This is a genomic window from Streptosporangium lutulentum (assembly GCF_030811455.1).
Lineage (GTDB): Bacteria > Actinomycetota > Actinomycetes > Streptosporangiales > Streptosporangiaceae > Streptosporangium > Streptosporangium lutulentum.
Window position 1 is genome coordinate 6,274,874 of sequence record NZ_JAUSQU010000001.1, and the last position, 18,076, is coordinate 6,292,949.

Below are 18,076 nucleotides of genomic sequence, written 5' to 3' on the forward strand. Positions count from 1 at the left end.
GTGTATGCGGGTATGTGTCGGCACAATCGTCCATCACCCCGAAGACGCCCGGATCATGCATCGGCAGATCCGGGCGCTCCTCGAGGCGGGACACGAGATCACCTATGTAGCGCCCTTCACCGACTGCAATGTCACGCCTGATCCCCGGCTCCGGCCGGTCGACGTTCCCCGTGCGGTCGGCCGCCGCCGCAGGCGCGCGCTGAAGGCCGCCCGCAAGGCCCTCAAGCGCGGGGTGGAGGGTGCCGACCTGCTGATCGTCCATGACATCGAGCTGCTGTTCCGGCTCCCCAGGCGCCGCCCCGTCACCGTGTGGGACGTGCATGAGGACACGGCCGCCGCGCTGGAGGCGAAGCCGTACCTCCCCGAGCACCTGCGCCGGATCCTGCCGTCGCTGGTCCGCCGGGTCGAGGCCCGCGCGGAACGCCGGCTGCACCTGATCCTGGCCGAGGAGGACTATCAGGAGCGGTTCGCCAAGCCCCATCCGGTCGTGCTCAACACCACCTACGTGCCCCCGCGGCTTCCCGCGCCGCCCGGCGGCCAGAACCGGGTGGTCTACGTGGGCCACCTCTCCCGGGCCAGGGGCGCGGTGGAGCTGATCGAGCTGGCCAGGCGGCTGGTCCCGCACGGCATCAGGCTGGACCTGATCGGCGCCGCCGATGCCGAGATCCGGCCGCTGCTGCGGGACGCGCAGCGGGAGGGCCTGCTCGACTGGTACGGCTACGTGCCCAACCAGCACGCGCTGCGGATGGCCGAGAAGGCGATCGCCGGGCTGTCGCTCCTGCACGACGTGCCCAACTACCGGCAGTCGATGCCGACGAAGGTCGTCGAATACATGGCCCGGGGGCTCCCCGTGATCACCACGCCTCTCCCCGCCGCCGCCTCGATGATCGACCGGGCCCGGTGCGGGACCGTCGTGCCCTTCGGGGACGTGGACGCGGTGCTGCGCGCCGTACTGGCGCTGCGGGACGATCCCGAGGCGGCCTCGGCGATGGGGGCCCGCGGCTACGCGGAGGCGTTGTCCCGCTACAACTGGCCGGACCACTCCGGCGCGTTCGTCGGACGGCTGGAGGAGTGGGCGACGGCGAGCGCCGCCCCCGTGCGCGCCCACCGTCGCGCCCTGGTGGTCTGAGGCCTCCCCGGCCGCCGGAGTCCGCGAGGGATTGGTCACACCGTTCGCCGGTCCCGATCCCGGCCGGCGGTGATCGAACATCCGCGCGACACCCGTGGAACGGCGGGGTCACGGGTTGACGAGGGCACCGGAGAACAGGGAGAGGACATGAGGGAACGCCGGGCGAAACGACAAGCGGTCCGTGACCCCCGTGACGTGGCGACCAGAGATTGATGTACTGGGAGACATGGCACGCCATCTGATTCAGGGGCGCGAGATCGCCATGCCGGTACGCGTCAGGGATGCCACGGTCGGCATCGCGTCCTATCTGGTCCGGGCGAACGCCGCACGGGCCGTGATCGCCTATTCGAGGCTGGACGCCGTCGAGGTGCTGCCCGGCAAGGCCCTGTGCGCGCTGGTGTTCGCCGACTACACCGACGGCGACCTGGGCGCCTACCGCGAGTTCGGCATCGCCTTCCTGATCCGGCCCCCCGGCGCCGATCCCGCGCCGCGCAGGAGCCTGCGCGCGAGCCTGTGGGAGCTGCACAGACTCGGAGCCGGGACGTTCGTCCACTGGCTCCCGGTCGACCAGGGCTTCACCATGGAGGCGGGCCGTACGATCTGGGGCTTCCCCAAGGAGCTCGCCGACATCGATCTGCGCCTGTCGTCCCCCTACAAACGGTGCATCGTCCGCAAGGACGGCAGGCTGGTGCTGGACCTGCTGATCAAACCCGGCACCCCGGTGCCCGGCAGCGGCATGGTGACCGCCCTCGACGCCTACAGCCACCAGGACGGCGTCACCCGCCGCATTCCCTGGTCGATATCCCCCCGCGGGGTTCGCCTCCGTCCCGGAGGCGCCCTGATCCGCCTGGGCAACCACTCCGTCGCCAAGGAGCTGAGCGAGCTCGGCCTGCCCAAACGCGCCCTGATGACCAGTACGGTCTCCCACCTCGCCATGACCCTCGGCGAGGCCAAGGAGCCCTGACCTGCGGGACGCTAGACGTCGAGCTCCAGCAGCGGCAGCTCGTCTCTCATGGGCAGGCCCTGCCAGTCGCTGGGCCCGGAGGCCGCGAACGCCGCCAGCAGGCCGCCCCGGCGCAGTCTGTCGGCCGGGTGCAGGTGTTCCAGCAGCGCGCTGAGATAGCCCGCGACGAAGGCGTCCCCGGAGCCGTTGGGATCGACCACGGGTGTGGAGAGGCTGGTGGCGTCGTGGCGGACGCCGTCCACCCGGGCGCTCGCCCCCCGGGCGCCTCGCATCACGATGACCTCCCGGTCGCCGGTGAGCGCCGGCTTGACCAGGTCCAGCTCGCTCTGCCGGACGAACAGCACGTCCGCCGAGCAGGCCAGCACGCTGAGGACCTCCTCTGCCTCCCGGAGATCGGGCCAGAGCTGGTCGTGGTAGTCGACCGCCACCGAGACGACGACCTGGGCGGTCCGCGCGGCCCGGACCGCGGCGTGCATGGCGTCGCGCGCGTTCAATGCGGCGGTGATCCCGCTGACGTGCAGGACGCGAGAGGCCGCGATCCGGTCCACGGGAACGTTCCCCTGCGCCAGCCGGGCCCCGGTGCGGTAGTAGGTGACCCTGGCCGCCTGGCCCAGCCTCGACTCCTTCAGGAGGATCCCGGTGGGCGATCCCTCGTCCACCCGCGCGTCCGAGATGTCCACGCCCTCACCGCGCAGCACGGTGAGGATCCGCGCGCCGAGCTCGTCACCGCCGACCTTGCCCAGCCATCCCACCGCGTGCCCCAGCCTGGCCAGCCCGACCGCGACGGTGAACTCGGCCCCGGCCACGTCCAGCCTGGCCTCGTGCTCGTGACGGACCCGGCCGCTGGTGACGACGCCGAAGGCCTCGCCGAGGGTGTAGACGTCCACGTCGGAACCTTTCGGGGCGCCGGGTGACGCCGATGAGCAATCGTTCAGGCTCCGGCCCCGGGCGCCCCCACTCCCAAAGGACCAGAAACCCGAACTCTAGCGACAACTCACCAGCAAGAACCAACCGGCCACTCGGGTTCCGGACGGGCCGGACCGCACGGGGTCAGACGATCGGCGGGCGGCCGAGGCGGAGCATGCGCCAGGCGGTGTTCCAGCCCATCGGACGGCGCTCTCCCGCGGGCTCGCGCAGGCCTTCGGTGAAGCCCTTGAACCAGGCGCGCAGGGCGGCGCCCGAGCGCTCCCTCAGGAGGGTGAGGGCCATCCAGTTGAGGAGGTAGAGCACGGCCAGGGGCCAGGGAAGGTTGCGGCGGGCCAGCCAGACGCGGTTGCGCGCGTTGAGACGGTAGAAGTCGGCGTGGCGGGTCGGGGGGACCTGCGGGTGGTACATGACGGTCTGGGCGTCGTATTCGATGCGGTAGCCCTCACCGAGCAACCTCCAGGCCAGGTCGGTCTCCTCGTGGGCGTAGAAGAACCGCTCGGGGAGCCCGCCGACCTGGAGGAAGGCCGAGCGGCGGATGGCGCAGGCGCCGCCCAGGAAGGTGGTGACCGGGGAGGATCTCTCGGGGTCGCCGGCGCGCAGGCGAGGGACGTGGCGGCGCTGGCCGATGCCGCCCTCGGGGTCCATCACCCGGAACGAGACGACCGCGAGATCGTGTTCTTTGGAGAAGCGCTCACGCAGATGGGAGACGAGGTTCGTCTCGCCGTACCAGCCGTCGTCGTCGAGGAAGAGCACCACGTCGCCCGAGCACTCCTCGACGCCGCGGTTGCGGCCGGCGGGGATGCCCGCGTTGTGGTTCAGCCGCACGGTCTTGACCGAGGCCGACGAGCCCGAGGGCACGCCGACCGACAGCTCCGGGACGTCCGCGCCGTTGCCGACGATGACCACCTCGACGTCGCCGTCGACCTGGTTCAGCGCGGACTCGACGGCCCGATCCAGCTCAGGGATTCGGTTGCCCATGGTGAGGATGACGCACGAGATCTTCAACGGGTCATCGCCCTGACGCGTCGAGAGCACGTACGGAGCATACTTTCATGATCACCGAGTCTGCTGGGGCGGCCAGTTCTGGTCGAACTAGCAGTTACTGATTTACCGGAGAACAAGCGTATCGGAATCGCCAACAAACACCCACCAAACAGCAAGGTGTTCGCATTTACGACGCACCGGCACGCGGCCCGGTTCCTCATGAAAGCCGCCTGGACATCAGGATGCTGATCAAATGCAGGATCATCTGCAGCACGGCGACCACCACGCAGGCCACCACGAGCACCCGGGTCGCGGCCAGACCTCCGCTGAGCGCGTCCCAGATCGCGGCGATCACGACGAGGATGGACAGCTCCACCGCCTGGACCACCCGGTGGAACTTCAGCGCCGCGGCCGCCTTTCGGGCCATGCCCAGACCGCGTGACTGGAAGTGCTCGGCCGACGCCTCGGTGGCGGCGACCAGCCCCGACCTGGCGCGGGCCACGTCGACCAGGTCGGTCTCCGCCTTGATCAGGATGGCGCCGAGCGCGGCGGCGAACCCGATCACGGTGTACCAGTCGGGCAGGATCTCCGACGCCCGGAAGCCCAGCCCGATGAGCAGGGCGGCCTCGGCGAAGTAGTGGCCGACCCGGTCGAGGTAGACACCGGTGATGGAGGTCCGCCGGGTCCAGCGCGCCAGCTCACCGTCGGAGCAGTCGAGCAGCAGGTAGATCTGGATCAGCACGGCCGCGCCGACGGCCGCCCAGAGGCCGGGGAGCGCGAGGACCGCGCCGGCCAGCACCCCGCACAGGATCATCAGCCAGGTGGTCTGGTTGGGCGTGATCGGCGTCTTGGCGAGAAACCAGGTGACGTAGATCGACAACTTGCGCATGTAGAGCGCGCCGGCCCAGTGCTCGCCGCTGTTGCGATCCATGGTGGAGTGCGGCTGAGCCACCGCACGGAGCTCAGCGACCGATGGCCCGGACATAGTCCCCCACCCGATCGCGAATCTCCGGCTCCGACAGGCGCAGGTGCTCAAGGATGGTGTATCGCCCGGGACGGGTGGAGGGCGCGAGCATGACCGCCTCGGTGAACTGGTCGTCGGTCAGCCCCACGTCGTGGGGGGTGACCGGTAGCTCGTGCCCGCGTAAGCAGTCAACGACCTGGGTGAGCCTCCGGGAGTCCTCGCGGAGGAAGAAACAGAAGGCCGCTCCTATCCCGGCGAGTTCGCCGTGATTGGAGGTGCCGGGAAAAAGCTGATCCACGGCATGCAGGATCTCATGATCTCCGCCACTCGAGGGACGGGACGACCCGGCGACCACCATCGACATCCCCGAGAGGATGAGCGACTCGGCCAGCACGGTGAGAAAGGCGTCGGACTCGATCGAGTCGTTCCTGCCGATCAGCGCCTCCGCCGCGGTGCGGGCCATCGCGCAGGCCAGGCCGTCGATCGGCTCCCCGCGCTCGGTGTTGCCGAGCTGCCAGTCGTCGATCGCCGACAGGTTGCTCACCACGTCGCCGACGCCGGAGCGGACCAGCGACGACGGCGCGTCGTGGACGAAATCGAGGTCCACCATGATGGCCAGCGGCATGGGCACGCCGAAGGTGCCCTTGCCGTTCTCATGCGTCAGCGACGCCACCGGGGAGCAGATCCCGTCGTGCGACAGGTTGGTGGCCACCGCCACCATCGGGATCCCGGCGAGCGACGCGGCGTATTTGGTCGCGTCGATGGTCTTGCCGCCGCCGATGCCGACGACCGCCTCGTAGGCGCCCTTACGCAGGTCGGCGCCGAGCGATACGGCCGCGTCCACCGAACCGTCGGCCACCCGGAAGACCTTGGCCTCGCCGAGCGAGGGAGCGATCACCGAGGCGATCCGGTCTCCCTGGCCCGCGCCCACGGCCACGGCCACGCGCCCGGAGGTCGCCACCCGGCTGTCGGCGAGCAGCGAGCCGAGCTGAGCGATCGCGCCGCGCCGCACCTCCACGGTCAGGGGGGCGGGCAGCATCCTGGCTAGTATCGGCACGCGATCTCCCGCGCCTTCGCGAGGTCGTCGTGGTTGTCGACCTCGACCCACGGGACATCACCGATCGGGGCGACGGCGATCTTCTCGCCGCGGGCGACCAGCTCCTGGTAGCCGTCCTCGTAGTAGAGCTGCGGGTCGCGCTCGAACGTGGCCTGGAGGGCGTCCGCGAGACGCTCGCCGATGCCGGAGCGGATCAGCGTGGCGCCGATGTACTCACCGGCCGCGTCGGCCGGGTCCATCAACTTGGTGATCAGCTTGAGGTGACGGTCTCCGTCGAGGGTGACCTTCATCTCCTCCTCGGCGAGCTTCTTGACGTCGTCCACCGCGAGCAGGATGTCGCTCGTCGCCGGGGCGGAGAGCAGCGTCTCCTCCACCGAGACGGGGTGGACCGTGTCGCCGTTGACCAGGAGCACGCCCTGGTCGAAGTATTCGCGCGCGCACCAAAGGGAGTAGGCGTTGTTCCACTCCTCGGCCTTGTCGTTGTGCACGAGGGTGAGCTTCACACCGTGCCGCCGCTCCAACTCGGCCTTACGCTCGTGTACGGCCTGCGCCTGGTAGCCGACGATGACCACGACATCACGAAGATCCGCCGCCGCGAGGTTCCTCAGCGAGATATCCATGATCGTGGTGTCGCCGTCGACCGGCACGAGTGCCTTCGGCAGCGTGTCGGTGTACGGCCGCAGGCGTCGTCCGGCCCCGGCGGCCAGCACCATTCCCAGCAACGTGCGCTCCTCATCCAAGTGAGCCCCCGGCGGGTACTCCTGGCCCCAAAGGTTAGTTGCCTTTAGGCCCTGATCGTGTAATCGAGGGTTTGCCGGACGTTCTCAATCGTGTGCCTCCAGATCCGCCGCGTCCACCCCGAAACGCGGAGCCGCCAGCCAGCAGGTGACGCTCTCCCAGGAGAAGAGACACCACAGATAGAGCGCGAGCAGGGCGAACATCAGTGTGACCTGCCCGGCGAGGCCGCCCAGCGCGATCAGCAGCATCCTGCCGTCCCAGCCGAACCCGAACGTGGCCAGCCAGGGCGGCGGATAGACCCGCTGCCTCACCCGGTAGACGATGTCGTAGTGGTGGAAGGCCATCGCGCCGAGCAGGAGGAAGATCAATCCCGGCGGCACCTCGTGCGCGAAGCCCACCGAGGCCACGAATCCGTACTCGGTGAGGCGCAGGATCGGCGGAACCAGCCAGTCGAGCCGGCCGTCGTGCGGGTGGGAGCTTCCGGGCCCCGCGAGCAGCAGTGCCACCGCGGGGGCGAACACGGCCAGTCCGTCGGTGCCGGCCACGCCGACCATCAGCATCACCCCGGTCACGAACATCCCGACCAGCACGGGTGGCAGCGGCGGGAGCTGACCGGCCACCAGCGCGCCCATCGCCCGGGACAGCACCCCGTCGTCCCGGTAGGCGACCACGGTGCTGCGCGGCACCGGCGTCATGTGCACGGAAATCATGATCGAACCTGTCTCCTCAATCGCCTCGCGGGACGCTCACCGTGCTTCGCCTTCCGCCCCTCTCCCCACGGAGCCCGCCGCCCCTCTCGCCACAGGGCCCGCCGTTCCATCCATCGCGAAGCCCGCCGTCCCTCTCGCCGCAGGGCCCGCCGTTCCGTCCGTCGCGAAGCCCGCCGTCGCCGCGCGCCACGGAGCCCGTCGTTTCCGATCATCCGCTGAGCGACCTGCCCACCCTGCCGGCAAGCGTGTAGAGCACGGCGACCCCGCCCCAGGCCAGCAGCGCGACGAAGGTCACCCACGCGTTGAAGAACGCGGCGGTCACCGCGATCAGGGCCATCCGCTCCCCGATGGGCAGCACAATGATCTTCTTGAGCCAGCGGGTGAAGGAGACGCGCTCCAGCCGTCGCGAGAGCCCCACGACCCCTCCGCCCAAGCTCGTCCCGGCCGTGCGTCTCCCGGTCGCGGTCCCGGCGTGTCCGGCGCTCTCCGCGCCCCCGGCTCCCCGCTCCCGCGGCGACGACATCGGCGCCGTCCGCCTGGCCGTGTCCGCCGAGGCGGACAGCGAGCCGGCCGTCCTGGCCCAGGCCGTCCCCACCCGGTTCGCGTCGGCGCGGGATCCCGCGTAAGAGAAGTCGATCATGTGACGGAGTGCCTGCAGGATCAGCGCGGACACCGCCAGCATCCAGATGCCGTCCGGGCCGCCGCTGCCGTGGCCGTCCAGTCCCGCGGCGTAGCCGACGGCGAGGCCCACGTAGACGGCGTACTCCTTGACCCGGTCGAAGGTGGCGTCGAGCCACGCGCCGAGCGGGGAGAACGCGCGGGTGTAGCGGGCGAGCTGCCCGTCCACGCAGTCGAGCACGAACGACAGGTAGAGCAGGATCGCCCCGGCGACCTGAGCGGGGCGCGTGCCCACCGAGAACCAGACCGCGGCGAGCACGGCCAGGCCGACGGAGATCCCGGTGACCGCGTTGGGCGTCAGCCCCAACCGGACGGCCGGCCTGATCAGGTGTCTGGACCAGGAGCTCACGCAGTACGTGGTGAAGAAGCCGTCGTTGCCCTTGACCGCGGCGTCCAGCCGGGCGTCCGTCTCGTCGACCTCGCCCAGCCGCAGCACGGCCGAGTCGGCGCCCGCCTGCCCGGCCGTCCGCTCGCAGTGCAGCCGCCCGAGTCCGGCCGCGCGCACGGGGACGCCCGAGCGGATCAGCCCGACCAGGAGCAGGTCGTCGGCCTCGGCGCCGTCCATCGGACCGAACCCGCCGGCCTCGGCCAGGTCGGCCAGCGCTCCGGCGGTCTCGGCGAGATGCCCGAGATCGGCCACGCCGACCTGGAGCACGCCCCTGAAGGTGCCGTTGGGCTCGTCGACGTCGTGGAAGGAGGTGCCCGCGGCCACCACCCGGCCGCCCTCGATCCTGACCGGCGGGCGCAGCGGCCCGGCGTCCTCGCCGCCGGTGGCCACCAGCGCGCCGGTGTCGCGTGCGGGATGCCCCAGGAGCGCGGCCAGCGCCTCGGTGTGGGCCACCAGGTCGCCCGCGATCAAAGCCATCGGGCCGGTGGACGCGATGGCCGCCTTGGCGATCCTGCGCAGGTCGTCGGCGAGCCCTCGCGACCCCTCGGACCCGATCATGCGGGTGCCGTCGGGCACATGGTCGTCGCCGGATCGGGTGATCACATGTATGTCTCGGACGGGAAGCCTGGCGAGCTGGCCCTTCAGCCTGTCGAGCAACGTGCCGTCGGCGCAGCGCAGACCTGCCGCCACGGTGGTGGCGAACACGACGGCCGATGTCCGGGAGGTGTCGGATGACGCGGGAGTGTGGCGATCGTGCAAACTGGGCTCCTTCGTATCCGACGGGATCACCGTACGAATCGGGGAGTGCGCACTCAGCGTAGCGAGATCTTGACTGGATAGCACGGGAGCGCGCCCGACGATCGGGTACCCACCCATTACGCTCGCCGTACCCGGACCTTCGAAGGAAGCTGACCTTGGCCGCTCTTGAACCACGTCGTCGAACCGTCGGTGTCGTCCTGGCCGGCGGTGTCGGCCAGCGTGTCGGCCTGAACACCCCCAAGCAGCTCATCAAGATCGCCGGAAAGACGATCATCGAGCACACGCTCGCCGTGTTCGACGGCGCCCCGGAGATCGACGAGATCATCGTGCTGATGACGCCCGGTTTCACCGAGGAGGTGGAGCGGATCGTCGCCCGCAACGGCTTCGGGAAGGTCAGCAGGATCCTGGAGGGCGGCGCGAGCCGCCCGGACACCACCTGGCGGGCGCTGAAGGCGCTGGGGGCGCAGGAGTGCGACGTGCTCCTGCACGACGCCGTACGCCCGCTTCTGGAGCCCCGGATCATCACCGAGTGCGTGGAGGCCCTGAAGGTCTACTCGGCCGTCGACGTGGCGATCCCGAGCTCCGACACGGTCGTGGTGGCCGCCCCCGGACCGCGCGGGGAGATCGTCCGGGACATCCCCGAGCGGTCCGGGCTGCGGCGGGGCCAGACCCCGCAGTGCTTCCGGCTCTCGGTGATCCGCGAAGCCTACGAGCGGGCCTTCGCCGATCCGGACTTCGACAGGCGGCCGCCCACCGACGACTGCGGCGTGGTGCTTCGCTACCTGCCCGACGTGCCGATCTACATCGTGCCGGGCAGCGAGCACAACATGAAGGTCACCCACCCGGTGGACGTGTTCATCGCCGACAAGCTCTTCCAGCTCGCCGCGGGCACCGCCCCCACGCACTCCCGCCAGGCGCTCCGGGAGGCGATGGAGGGCAGGACGATGGTGGTCTTCGGCGGCAGCTACGGCATCGGCGCCGACGTGGTGGACCTGGCCGGGCGCCACGGCGCCCAGGTGTTCTCCTTCTCCCGGTCCCTGAACGGAGTGCGCGTCGAGGACGCCCAGGCGGTGAGCGACGCGCTCGCCGGCGCGGCCAAGGAGACCGGGCGGATCGACTACGTGGTCAACACCGCGGGCGTGCTGCACATGGGCAAGCTCGGCAAGGCCGACGACCTCACGATCGCCGAGACCGTGGGCGTGAACTACCTCGGTCCCGTCAACATCGCCAGGGCGGCCATCCCCCACCTCCGCGAGACCCGGGGGCACCTCCTGCTCTACACGTCCTCCTCCTACACGCGGGGCCGGGCCGACTACAGCCTCTACTCCTCGACGAAGGCCGCCGTGGTCAACCTGACCCAGGCCCTCGCCGACGAGTGGGCCGAGTACGGCGTGCGGGTCAACTGCGTCAACCCGGAACGGACCAGCACCCCGATGCGATCTCGCGCCTTCGGGGAGGAACCGGCGCACACCCTGCTCTCACCGCGCGCCGTCGCCCAGACCTCACTGGACGTGCTCGTCTCCAACCTGACCGGACAGGTGATCGACGTTCGCCTCGACGCGACCTGACCCTTCAGCCGATCGACGCCCACCTCGCCGTAACCCGACAGTTCAACCGATCGACATCCACCTCGGTTCAACCCGACACAGCGCGCCTACCAGGGCAAACACCGGCACACGGGATAGCGTCGGAAGATGATGCGCGACCTTCGTACCCGGTTGGTCGGCGCCGCCGTGCTCGGCTCCTACCCGCTGCTCGTCGTCGCCGCCCTGTGGCCCCGGCCCTGGCTGTTCCTGGTGTTCTGCGTGGTGTCCTACGCGGCGGAGATCGCCGCCAGGCGCGGGGCCCGGCAACTGATCGACCTGCTGAGCCAGGTGCACCTGGGCGTCACGCTGCGGTTCGTGATCCGCGAGATGACCGCTGTCCTCCTCGTCGCCCGCACGGTGGGGCCCGAGTCACCCTGGTTCATCGCCCTGGCCGCGGGGCTGTTCCTCATGCACGGCATGCGGGCCGCGCAGACCTGGCTGGCGATCTCCTACAACCGCACGCTCAGCCGGCTGCCCGCGCTGACCCGCAACCTCGACGCGGTGAGGATCCCCGCGCCGCCGAGGGACATCCTCGTCAACTACCACGGGATGCGGTTCCTCTACCTCGACGTGCTGCCGGTCGGCGGAGCCGCCCTGGGCGCGGTGCTCGGCACCGGCCACCAGGGCGCGGCCGGGGCCGCGATCGCGCTGGTCCTCGAACTCGCGGGCGCGCTCGCCCTCCTGCCCCACCTGCGCAGGGTCCGGCCGCTCAGGGACGCCTCCGGCGTGCTGAAGGCGGTCGACGAGCGCCTCTCGGCCTACCGGCCCGAGGTGGTCCTCTACTTCTCCGGGCCGAACGACTCGGCCTACCAGGCCACCATGTGGCTGCGCCCGCTGGAGGGCATCGACAGGCGGGCGGTCGTGGTGCTGCGGGAGCGAGACATGCTCCGGATGCTGGGGGAGACCTCGCTGCCGGTGGTCTGCATCCCCTCGGCGGCCGACCTCATGGGCTTCGGGGCGCTCGGCACCGCGCGGGTGTGCCTGTATCCGGCGAACGTCGGCAAGAACATCCACATGCTCAGGATCCGGGGATTGCGCGGGGTCTTCGTCGGTCACGGCGACAGCGACAAGGAGGCGTCGTTCAACCCGTTCACCAAGGTCTACGACGAGGTCTGGGTGGCGGGCCAGGCGGGCCGGGACCGGTACGTCCGCGCCCAGGTGGGGGTGCGTGACGAGAACGTGTACGAGGTGGGACGGCCGCAGCTCAGCGGCGTCCGCACCGACGGGCCCGGCCTGCCCTACCGCACCGTCCTCTACGCCCCCACCTGGGAGGGATGGACCGACGACCTGTTCCACACCTCGATCATCACCATGGGCCCGGGGATCGTCCGCCTGCTGCTCGCCCACTCCCCCGAACTCCGGGTGATCTACAAGCCGCACCCGCTGACCGGCTATCGCAACCCGGCCGCCCGCCGCGCGCACCAGAGGATCCACGCGCTGCTGGAGGGGCGGGAGCTGTCCCGGTCGATGGCCCGGCACCCCGCGGGCACGGCCCGGCCGGCGGCCAGGCGTCCCGGCGGATCGGTCCGGCCGGCGGCCGGGGACCCCGCCGGCACGGCCCGCTCGCGGCGGATCGGGCACCAGACCGTCAACGGCCCGAAGCCGTCCCTCTACGACTGCTTCAATCAGGCCGACCTGCTGATCACCGACATCTCCAGCGTGGTGGCGGACTTCATCGCCAGCGGCAAGCCGTACATGGTGACCAACGTGTCGGGAATGCCGGAACGGCTCTTCCGCGAGCGGTATCCGAGCTCGGAGGCCGGTTACCTCCTGAACGAGGACCTGGCCGAGCTGCCCGTCGTGCTCCAGGCTCTGGAGCACGACGCCGAGGACCTCCTGGCGGGCACCAGGCGCAAGCTGAAGACCTACCTGCTCGGCCCGGACCTGGACGCCATGACCCGCTTCAACGACGCCGTGAACGGCGCCTACGACCGCGCCCCGGCCCGGGGCGGCGGAATCCGGTGACCCGGGCCCACCGGTCTCCGGGCGCGGGTCAGCCGGCCGCCTTCGCGGGCTTGCCGAGCTTTTTCGGGCTCGTCAGGAAGCCCCATCCCCATGACAGGTGCATGGTGACGTACACCAGCGGCAGCCGTACGAGCGCGGCGGTGGGCAGGCCGCTGCCGGTCACCGCCGAGCCGGCCAGGATCGCCGCCAGGTAGCCGCCGGGGATCAGCAGGCCGGGCCAGAAGAACGGGGAGACGAGCAGACCGGCGAGCATGGCCAGCACGGCGACGGGAGGCGCGAGGTAGCGCAGGTTGATCGTGCCCTCGTGGGTGCGGGCGACGACCCTCCGCCAGCGGCCGTAGTGGAAGTACTGCTTGGCGAGGGCCTTGATGCTGGGCCTCGGCCGGTAGGAGACGCGCATCCGGGGCTGGAACCAGACCAGGCCCCCCGTCTCGCGGATGCGGTGGTTCATCTCCCAGTCCTGGGCTCGCTGGAAGTGCTCGTCGTAGCCGCCGACCCGCTCCAGCGCCTCGCGGCGGAACACGCCGAGATAGACCGTGTCGGCCGGACCGGCGGTGCCTCCCGTGTGGAACCGGGCGCCGCCGACACCGATCTTGGAGGTCATGGCACGGGCCACGGCCTGCTCGAACGGCGTGACGCCCTCGGCGGCCATGACACCGCCGACGTTGTCGGCGCCGGTCTCCTCAAGGGTCTCGACCGCGATCCGGAGGTAGTCCTCGGGGAGCATGGCGTGGCCGTCCACCCTGGCGATGATCCCGTTGCGGGACGCGCCGATGGCGGCGTTGAGGGCGTTGGGGGTGCGTCCGGTCGGGTTGGGGACCACGACCACGCGGGGATCCTCGGCGGCGATCGCGTCGGCGACCTCCTGGGTGCGGTCACGGGAGGGTCCGATCGCGAGCACGACCTCGATCGGGCCTGAGTAACGCTGCGACAGGACCTGCCGCACCGCCTCCCGTAGATGGCGCTCCTCGTTCAGCACCGGGATGACGATGGAGATGGGGGGCCAGACACGTGTCTCGGGAGACGACGCCGGCGCGGGCGAGTCGGGGAACTGCTTCATGGCGTCGCTCACGCTACTGTACGAACGGGTACCTCATCGACCGCTGGAGCCTAGGGGGCCACGCATGCGCGACCCGGAGGAGGACTCGGGTGTGCAGGTGGGCGGCGACGCCTACGGTACGGTCCGGGTGAATCCCAGGCGTGAGCGCAGATCCGTCAGGGGAGCGCGTTCCCGGCGACGCGGCCTGTTCCTCGCGGGTGCGCTCTCGTGCGCGGTCCTGGGCGGTTCCGGGGTGTCGTGGTCGCTGACCAACTACGTGACGACCACGATCAAGTCGGTCGACGCGGGTGTGGCGGGATCGCAGTCCACGGGCGCCATGAACATCCTGGTCGTCGGCGTGGACAAACGCGACGACCTCTCCCGCCGCCAGCAGAACGAGCTCAAACTGGGCCGCGAGGTCGGCCAGCGGACCGACACCATGATGGTGCTCCACCTGTCGGAGGACCACACCAAGGTCACCGTGGTCAGCCTCCCCCGCGACACCTGGACGACGATCCCCGGTCAGGGCTCGCACAAGCTCAACGCCGCCTACCAGTTCGGCGGGCCGAAGCTCACCGTGCAAACCGTGCAGGACGTCACCGGGCTGACCATCCACCACTACGTCGAGGTCAACGTGCTCGGCTTCATCGGCGTGGTCGACTCGCTCGGCGGCGTCTCGGTCTGCACCCCGGTGGCGATCAACGACCCCAAGACCGCGCTCATGCTCCAGCCCGGCACCTACTCCCTCGACGGCGTCAGGGCCCTCGCCTACGCCCGCACCCGGGCCACCGCGCGTTCCGACCTGGACCGCATCGATCGCCAGCAGCAGGTCATCTCGGCCCTGCTGAACCAGGCTCTGAGCGGCGGCACGCTGGCCAACCCGGTCAAGCTCGCCTCCTTCGTCAACACCACCCTGGGCACGCTCCAGGTGGACGACATGCTCCGCAAGGACCTGCTCGGCCTCGCCGACCAGCTCAAGAACGTCTCCACCGACGACGTGGCCTTCGCCACGATCCCGCTCGCCGACGTCGACTACAAGACGCCGACCGGCGAGTCCGCCGTGCTCTGGGACAAGGACGGGGCCAAGGAGCTGTTCCGCCGGATCGCCGCCGACGAGACGCTCGTCAAGCCCGCCGCGTCCACCCCGACGCCCACCCCGACTCCGGCGGCGTCTCCGTCGGCCGCCCCGCTGACCGTGCCGCCCGCCCGAATCGCCGTCAGGGTGCTCAACGGCACCACGATCACCGGCCTGGGCGCGCAGACGAGGGCCGGCCTGCAGAGGGTCGGGTTCCTCGTCCCCGAGATCGCGGGCAACACCCCGGTCAAGGACTTCAAGGAGACGGTCGTCCGGTACGGCCCCGGCCGGGAAGACTCGGCACGGACCGTGGCCGCCGCGCTGCCCGGGGCGGACCTGCGCCTGCTGGACACCCTCGGCGACCGGATCGAGGTGGTCGTCGGCCAGAAGCATCCGGAGCCCAGGAAGGTCACCGTGGAGGAGACCGCCGCCCCGGCTCCGAGCGCCTCCCCCACGGCCTCCCCCACCGCCAAGACCGCGACCCAGAACATCTGCAAAAAATGAGCCGGGCGCATAACAGGCCTTCGTCAGGGCAGGTAGCCCGGCACGGAGGTGACGCTCATGATCTCGACATTCGATGTGCGGACGTGGTGTGACGGTTCCAACGCCATCGTGCAGGCGACGGGGGAGCTCGACATGGCGGTCGCCCCGCGGCTCCGTGCGGGAATCGACCGCGCCTTCGAGAGTCCCGGCCGCCCGACCCTGGTGATGGATCTGACCGAGGTGCCGTTCTGTGACTCGGTGGGCCTGGGCATCCTGGTGGGCGCGCTCACCCGGGTCAAGGAGACGGGTGGCCGTCTCATCCTGGTGGTGCGCCCCGGCATGATCACCCATTTGCTGACGATCACCAATCTCGACCGGCACTTCGAGACGTGCGGCAGCCTGAGCGAGGCTCTCGACGCCGTCGCCTGAGTCTCCTCGCGGATCCCGGCCTCCTCAGGCACAGGCGCCCGGGGAGCGCGGGTCTTCCGCGTCGGTCCCGAAGCGCTCCAGCGCGCGGGCGAGCCGGGCGAGGTCCATCCCGTCGAGGTGATCGACCATGTGCCGCCGCACGCTGGCCAGGTGGGTCGGCCATGCCCGCTCCAGGCGAGCCAGGCCCGCGTCGGTGAGCACCGCGTTCAACCCTCGGGCGTCTTCCTCGCACTTGACCCGTTCGACCAGGCCATCGGTCTCCAGCCGGGTGACGACGCGGGTCATCCCGCTCAGCGACAGGTCACATGCCGCCGCGAGCTCGCTCATCCGCATCCGGCGGTGGGGAGCCTCCGAAAGGTGCATCATCGCCGAGTACTCGCTGAGCGGGAGGCGTTGCTCACGCATCAGGTCGGCGTCCATCACGCGAGGCATGACCAGTATCACCCGGCCCAGCGCTCTTATGACGGCTTCCTCGTCGCGGTTCAGGGGCCGGGGTGACGACGTCGGGGAGGGCATGGGACCATGATACTTGTTTGACAAAGCAAATGTCCTTCTGATTGATTGCTGCGGCAAGCAAATTCCCCGGCATGATCTGATAACTCGGCAACAGGAGATAGACCAGCGATGACCAAGATCGGCATCATTCTCGGCAGCACGCGTCCCGGGCGCAACGGCGAAGCCGTGGCCAAGTGGGTCTACGAGATCGCCTCGAAGCGCGACGACGCGGAGTTCGAGCTCGTCGACCTGCTCGACTACAAACTCCCGCACCTCGACGAGGCGATGCCGCCGTCGCTGGGCCAGTACACCCAGCCGCACACCCTGGAGTGGGCGGCCAAGATCGCGTCCTTCGACGGCTTCGTGATGGTGACGCCCGAGTACAACCACTCCACGTCCGGTGCGCTGAAGAACGCCATCGACTTCCTGTTCGCCGAGTGGAACAACAAGGCCGTCGGATTCGTCGGCTACGGCTCGGCCGGCGGCGCCCGCGCCGTGGAGCACCTGCGTCTCATCGCGGGCGAGCTGATGATGGCCGACGTGCGCGCCCAGGTGACGCTGTCGCTGGCCACCGACTTCGAGAACTACCACCTCTTCAAGCCCGCCGACTTCCACACCCAGTCGCTGGGCGCCACCCTCGACCAGGTCGTGGCGTGGAGCAAGGCGCTCGCGCCGCTGCGCGCCAGCTGACGGTCACGTCCGGCGACGGGCGGGCGGTTCCCTCCGCCGCGAAACCGCCTCGCGGGTCATCGGCGGCTTCGTCTCCGCAGGAGCGGTAAACCCGCCCGATCCCGCGGGCAAGGCTCGCCACGCCCGGCACGGACCTCGTCGATCCGCACCCGCATGCCACCGGTCACGGACGGCATGCGGGTGTTCGGCCGAGCGGGCTACCCCGCCAGAGCCGCGCTGATCCGTGCGGCGGCGGCGGCGAGCGGGGCCGCCAGTTCGGCCAGCCGGCGCTTCGGCCAGCGCACACTCGGCACGGCGATCGCGGCGGCGGCCACCGCCCGCCCGGCGCCGTCGCGGACGCAGACGCCCACCGCGCGCACGCCCCGCTCGCTCTCCTCGCTGTTGACGGCGTATCCACGGCGGCGGACGCCGTCCAGCTCACGACGGAGCGCGGCGAGGTCACCGATGGCCGAGACCTCGGTCGACACGCCCCGGGGATACAGCGCGCGCAGTTCCTCCTCCGGCAACTCGGCCAGAAGCGCCTTGCCGCCGGAGGTCGCGTGCGCGGGCAGCAGCATCCCGATCCGGCTGCTCACATGCAGCGCCTGCGGCCCCTCGACACCGTCCACGAACCGGACGCCGTTTCCCTGCAGCACCATCAGATGGACGGTCTCCTCGATCAGCCGGCCGAGCTCCCGCAGGTGCGGATGGGCCACCGTGACCAGATCGGGCCGGGTCGCCTCCGTCTCCCGGAGCGCCGGGCCGGGCCGGTAGATCCGGCGCGCGTCCTGGATCGCGAAGCCGTGGAAGACCAGCATCGCCAGCACCCGATGAGCGGTGGACCTGGCCACCCCCAGGTGATCGGCGACGTCGGCCACCCTGACCTCGCCCCTCTCCCACAGGAACTTGATCGTCACCAGCGCGTTCTCCACCGCCTTGAGCGGATACATGGGCTGATTCTGCATCTTGGAATCCTAGCAACCTAAAGTTCCGCACAGCGATTGGCGTGTGTACGGTCAAGGCTCCGGCATGGGCAG

17 protein-coding genes are annotated in these 18,076 nt (G+C 70.3%); 7 read left to right on the forward strand and 10 right to left on the reverse strand.

Features of this window, described 5'->3' with window-relative positions; all coding sequences use genetic code 11:
- Positions 1–4 precede the first annotated feature (4 nt).
- Together J2853_RS27830 and J2853_RS27835 are read left to right on the forward strand one after the other, a co-directional pair.
- On the forward strand, positions 5–1,129 hold the full coding sequence (locus J2853_RS27830; protein ID WP_307563013.1) for a glycosyltransferase: 1,125 nt from the start codon (positions 5–7) through the stop codon (positions 1,127–1,129).
- A 226-nt stretch (positions 1,130–1,355) separates the two neighbouring features.
- Positions 1,356–2,093, forward strand: a complete 738-nt coding sequence (locus J2853_RS27835) for an acetoacetate decarboxylase family protein (RefSeq protein ID WP_307563015.1) — start codon at positions 1,356–1,358, stop codon at positions 2,091–2,093.
- A gap of 11 nt (positions 2,094–2,104) precedes the next feature.
- Here J2853_RS27835 and J2853_RS27840 read toward each other — a convergent pair whose 3' ends face one another.
- From J2853_RS27840 to J2853_RS27870, 7 genes are all read right to left on the reverse strand, one after another.
- On the reverse strand, positions 2,105–2,980 hold the full coding sequence (locus J2853_RS27840) for a sugar kinase (RefSeq protein WP_307563018.1): 876 nt from the start codon (positions 2,978–2,980) through the stop codon (positions 2,105–2,107).
- A 163-nt stretch (positions 2,981–3,143) separates the two neighbouring features.
- Positions 3,144–4,025, reverse strand: a complete 882-nt coding sequence (locus J2853_RS27845; RefSeq protein ID WP_307568847.1) for a glycosyltransferase family 2 protein — start codon at positions 4,023–4,025, stop codon at positions 3,144–3,146.
- Positions 4,026–4,221: 196 nt separating this feature from the next.
- Positions 4,222–4,989 carry a CDP-alcohol phosphatidyltransferase family protein gene (locus J2853_RS27850; RefSeq protein ID WP_307563020.1) on the reverse strand — a complete coding sequence of 256 codons (768 nt, stop codon included), beginning with the start codon at positions 4,987–4,989 and terminating at the stop codon, positions 4,222–4,224.
- Positions 4,967–6,007 (reverse strand): iron-containing alcohol dehydrogenase family protein, encoded by a 1,041-nt coding sequence (locus tag J2853_RS27855; protein ID WP_307563022.1) that lies wholly within the window; start codon positions 6,005–6,007, stop codon positions 4,967–4,969. Before J2853_RS27855 ends, J2853_RS27850 begins: the two co-directional genes overlap by 23 nt.
- 5 nt (positions 6,008–6,012) lie before the next feature.
- Positions 6,013–6,747 (reverse strand): phosphocholine cytidylyltransferase family protein, encoded by a 735-nt coding sequence (locus tag J2853_RS27860; RefSeq protein ID WP_307568849.1) that lies wholly within the window; start codon positions 6,745–6,747, stop codon positions 6,013–6,015.
- 102 nt (positions 6,748–6,849) lie between these two features.
- Entirely contained in the window at positions 6,850–7,473 is a 624-nt protein-coding gene (locus tag J2853_RS27865; RefSeq protein ID WP_307563025.1) for a DUF5941 domain-containing protein, read from the reverse strand.
- 208 nt (positions 7,474–7,681) lie between these two features.
- Positions 7,682–9,298, reverse strand: coding sequence for a CDP-alcohol phosphatidyltransferase family protein (locus J2853_RS27870; RefSeq protein WP_307563027.1), 1,617 nt, complete (start codon positions 9,296–9,298; stop codon positions 7,682–7,684).
- 155 nt (positions 9,299–9,453) lie between these two features.
- Between J2853_RS27870 and J2853_RS27875 the strand changes: the two genes are divergently transcribed.
- Together J2853_RS27875 and J2853_RS27880 are read left to right on the forward strand one after the other, a co-directional pair.
- Entirely contained in the window at positions 9,454–10,866 is a 1,413-nt protein-coding gene (locus J2853_RS27875; RefSeq protein WP_307563029.1) for a bifunctional cytidylyltransferase/SDR family oxidoreductase, read from the forward strand.
- A gap of 126 nt (positions 10,867–10,992) precedes the next feature.
- Positions 10,993–12,849, forward strand: a complete 1,857-nt coding sequence (locus J2853_RS27880; RefSeq protein ID WP_307563031.1) for a CDP-glycerol glycerophosphotransferase family protein — start codon at positions 10,993–10,995, stop codon at positions 12,847–12,849.
- A gap of 28 nt (positions 12,850–12,877) precedes the next feature.
- Here J2853_RS27880 and J2853_RS27885 read toward each other — a convergent pair whose 3' ends face one another.
- Positions 12,878–13,909 carry a glycosyltransferase family 2 protein gene (locus J2853_RS27885; protein ID WP_307568851.1) on the reverse strand — a complete coding sequence of 344 codons (1,032 nt, stop codon included), beginning with the start codon at positions 13,907–13,909 and terminating at the stop codon, positions 12,878–12,880.
- A gap of 64 nt (positions 13,910–13,973) precedes the next feature.
- Here J2853_RS27885 and J2853_RS27890 point away from each other — a divergent pair, with 64 nt between their 5' ends.
- Together J2853_RS27890 and J2853_RS27895 are read left to right on the forward strand one after the other, a co-directional pair.
- Positions 13,974–15,467, forward strand: a complete 1,494-nt coding sequence (locus tag J2853_RS27890; protein WP_307563033.1) for an LCP family protein — start codon at positions 13,974–13,976, stop codon at positions 15,465–15,467.
- Positions 15,468–15,524: 57 nt separating this feature from the next.
- Positions 15,525–15,875 (forward strand): STAS domain-containing protein, encoded by a 351-nt coding sequence (locus J2853_RS27895; protein ID WP_307563035.1) that lies wholly within the window; start codon positions 15,525–15,527, stop codon positions 15,873–15,875.
- A 24-nt stretch (positions 15,876–15,899) separates the two neighbouring features.
- Here J2853_RS27895 and J2853_RS27900 read toward each other — a convergent pair whose 3' ends face one another.
- Positions 15,900–16,391 carry a MarR family winged helix-turn-helix transcriptional regulator gene (locus tag J2853_RS27900; RefSeq protein ID WP_307563037.1) on the reverse strand — a complete coding sequence of 164 codons (492 nt, stop codon included), beginning with the start codon at positions 16,389–16,391 and terminating at the stop codon, positions 15,900–15,902.
- Positions 16,392–16,499: 108 nt separating this feature from the next.
- Here J2853_RS27900 and J2853_RS27905 point away from each other — a divergent pair, with 108 nt between their 5' ends.
- Positions 16,500–17,060: an NADPH-dependent FMN reductase gene (locus J2853_RS27905; RefSeq protein WP_307563039.1), complete on the forward strand. Its 561-nt coding sequence runs from the start codon at positions 16,500–16,502 to the stop codon at positions 17,058–17,060.
- A 197-nt stretch (positions 17,061–17,257) separates the two neighbouring features.
- On the opposite strand, the gene J2853_RS27910 is transcribed toward J2853_RS27905, so the two are convergent.
- On the reverse strand, positions 17,258–18,004 hold the full coding sequence (locus tag J2853_RS27910; RefSeq protein WP_307563040.1) for an IclR family transcriptional regulator: 747 nt from the start codon (positions 18,002–18,004) through the stop codon (positions 17,258–17,260).
- Between the last annotated feature and the right edge of the window lie 72 nt (positions 18,005–18,076).

Excerpts from the sequence above, each read along its gene's own strand:
- J2853_RS27895 (WP_307563035.1), top strand. The coding sequence starts at position 15,525 with ATGATCTCGACATTCGATGTGCGGACGTGGTGTGACGGTTCCAACGCC.
- J2853_RS27900 (WP_307563037.1), bottom strand. The coding sequence starts at position 16,391 with ATGCCCTCCCCGACGTCGTCACCCCGGCCCCTGAACCGCGACGAGGAA.
- J2853_RS27890 (WP_307563033.1), top strand. The coding sequence starts at position 13,974 with ATGCGCGACCCGGAGGAGGACTCGGGTGTGCAGGTGGGCGGCGACGCC.
- J2853_RS27910 (WP_307563040.1), bottom strand. The coding sequence starts at position 18,004 with ATGCAGAATCAGCCCATGTATCCGCTCAAGGCGGTGGAGAACGCGCTG.
- J2853_RS27865 (WP_307563025.1), bottom strand. The coding sequence starts at position 7,473 with ATGATTTCCGTGCACATGACGCCGGTGCCGCGCAGCACCGTGGTCGCC.
- J2853_RS27885 (WP_307568851.1), bottom strand. The coding sequence starts at position 13,909 with ATGAAGCAGTTCCCCGACTCGCCCGCGCCGGCGTCGTCTCCCGAGACA.
- J2853_RS27850 (WP_307563020.1), bottom strand. The coding sequence starts at position 4,989 with ATGTCCGGGCCATCGGTCGCTGAGCTCCGTGCGGTGGCTCAGCCGCAC.
- J2853_RS27880 (WP_307563031.1), top strand. The coding sequence starts at position 10,993 with ATGATGCGCGACCTTCGTACCCGGTTGGTCGGCGCCGCCGTGCTCGGC.
- J2853_RS27905 (WP_307563039.1), top strand. The coding sequence starts at position 16,500 with ATGACCAAGATCGGCATCATTCTCGGCAGCACGCGTCCCGGGCGCAAC.
- J2853_RS27835 (WP_307563015.1), top strand. The coding sequence starts at position 1,356 with ATGGCACGCCATCTGATTCAGGGGCGCGAGATCGCCATGCCGGTACGC.
- J2853_RS27855 (WP_307563022.1), bottom strand. The coding sequence starts at position 6,007 with ATGCTGCCCGCCCCCCTGACCGTGGAGGTGCGGCGCGGCGCGATCGCT.
- J2853_RS27830 (WP_307563013.1), top strand. The coding sequence starts at position 5 with ATGCGGGTATGTGTCGGCACAATCGTCCATCACCCCGAAGACGCCCGG.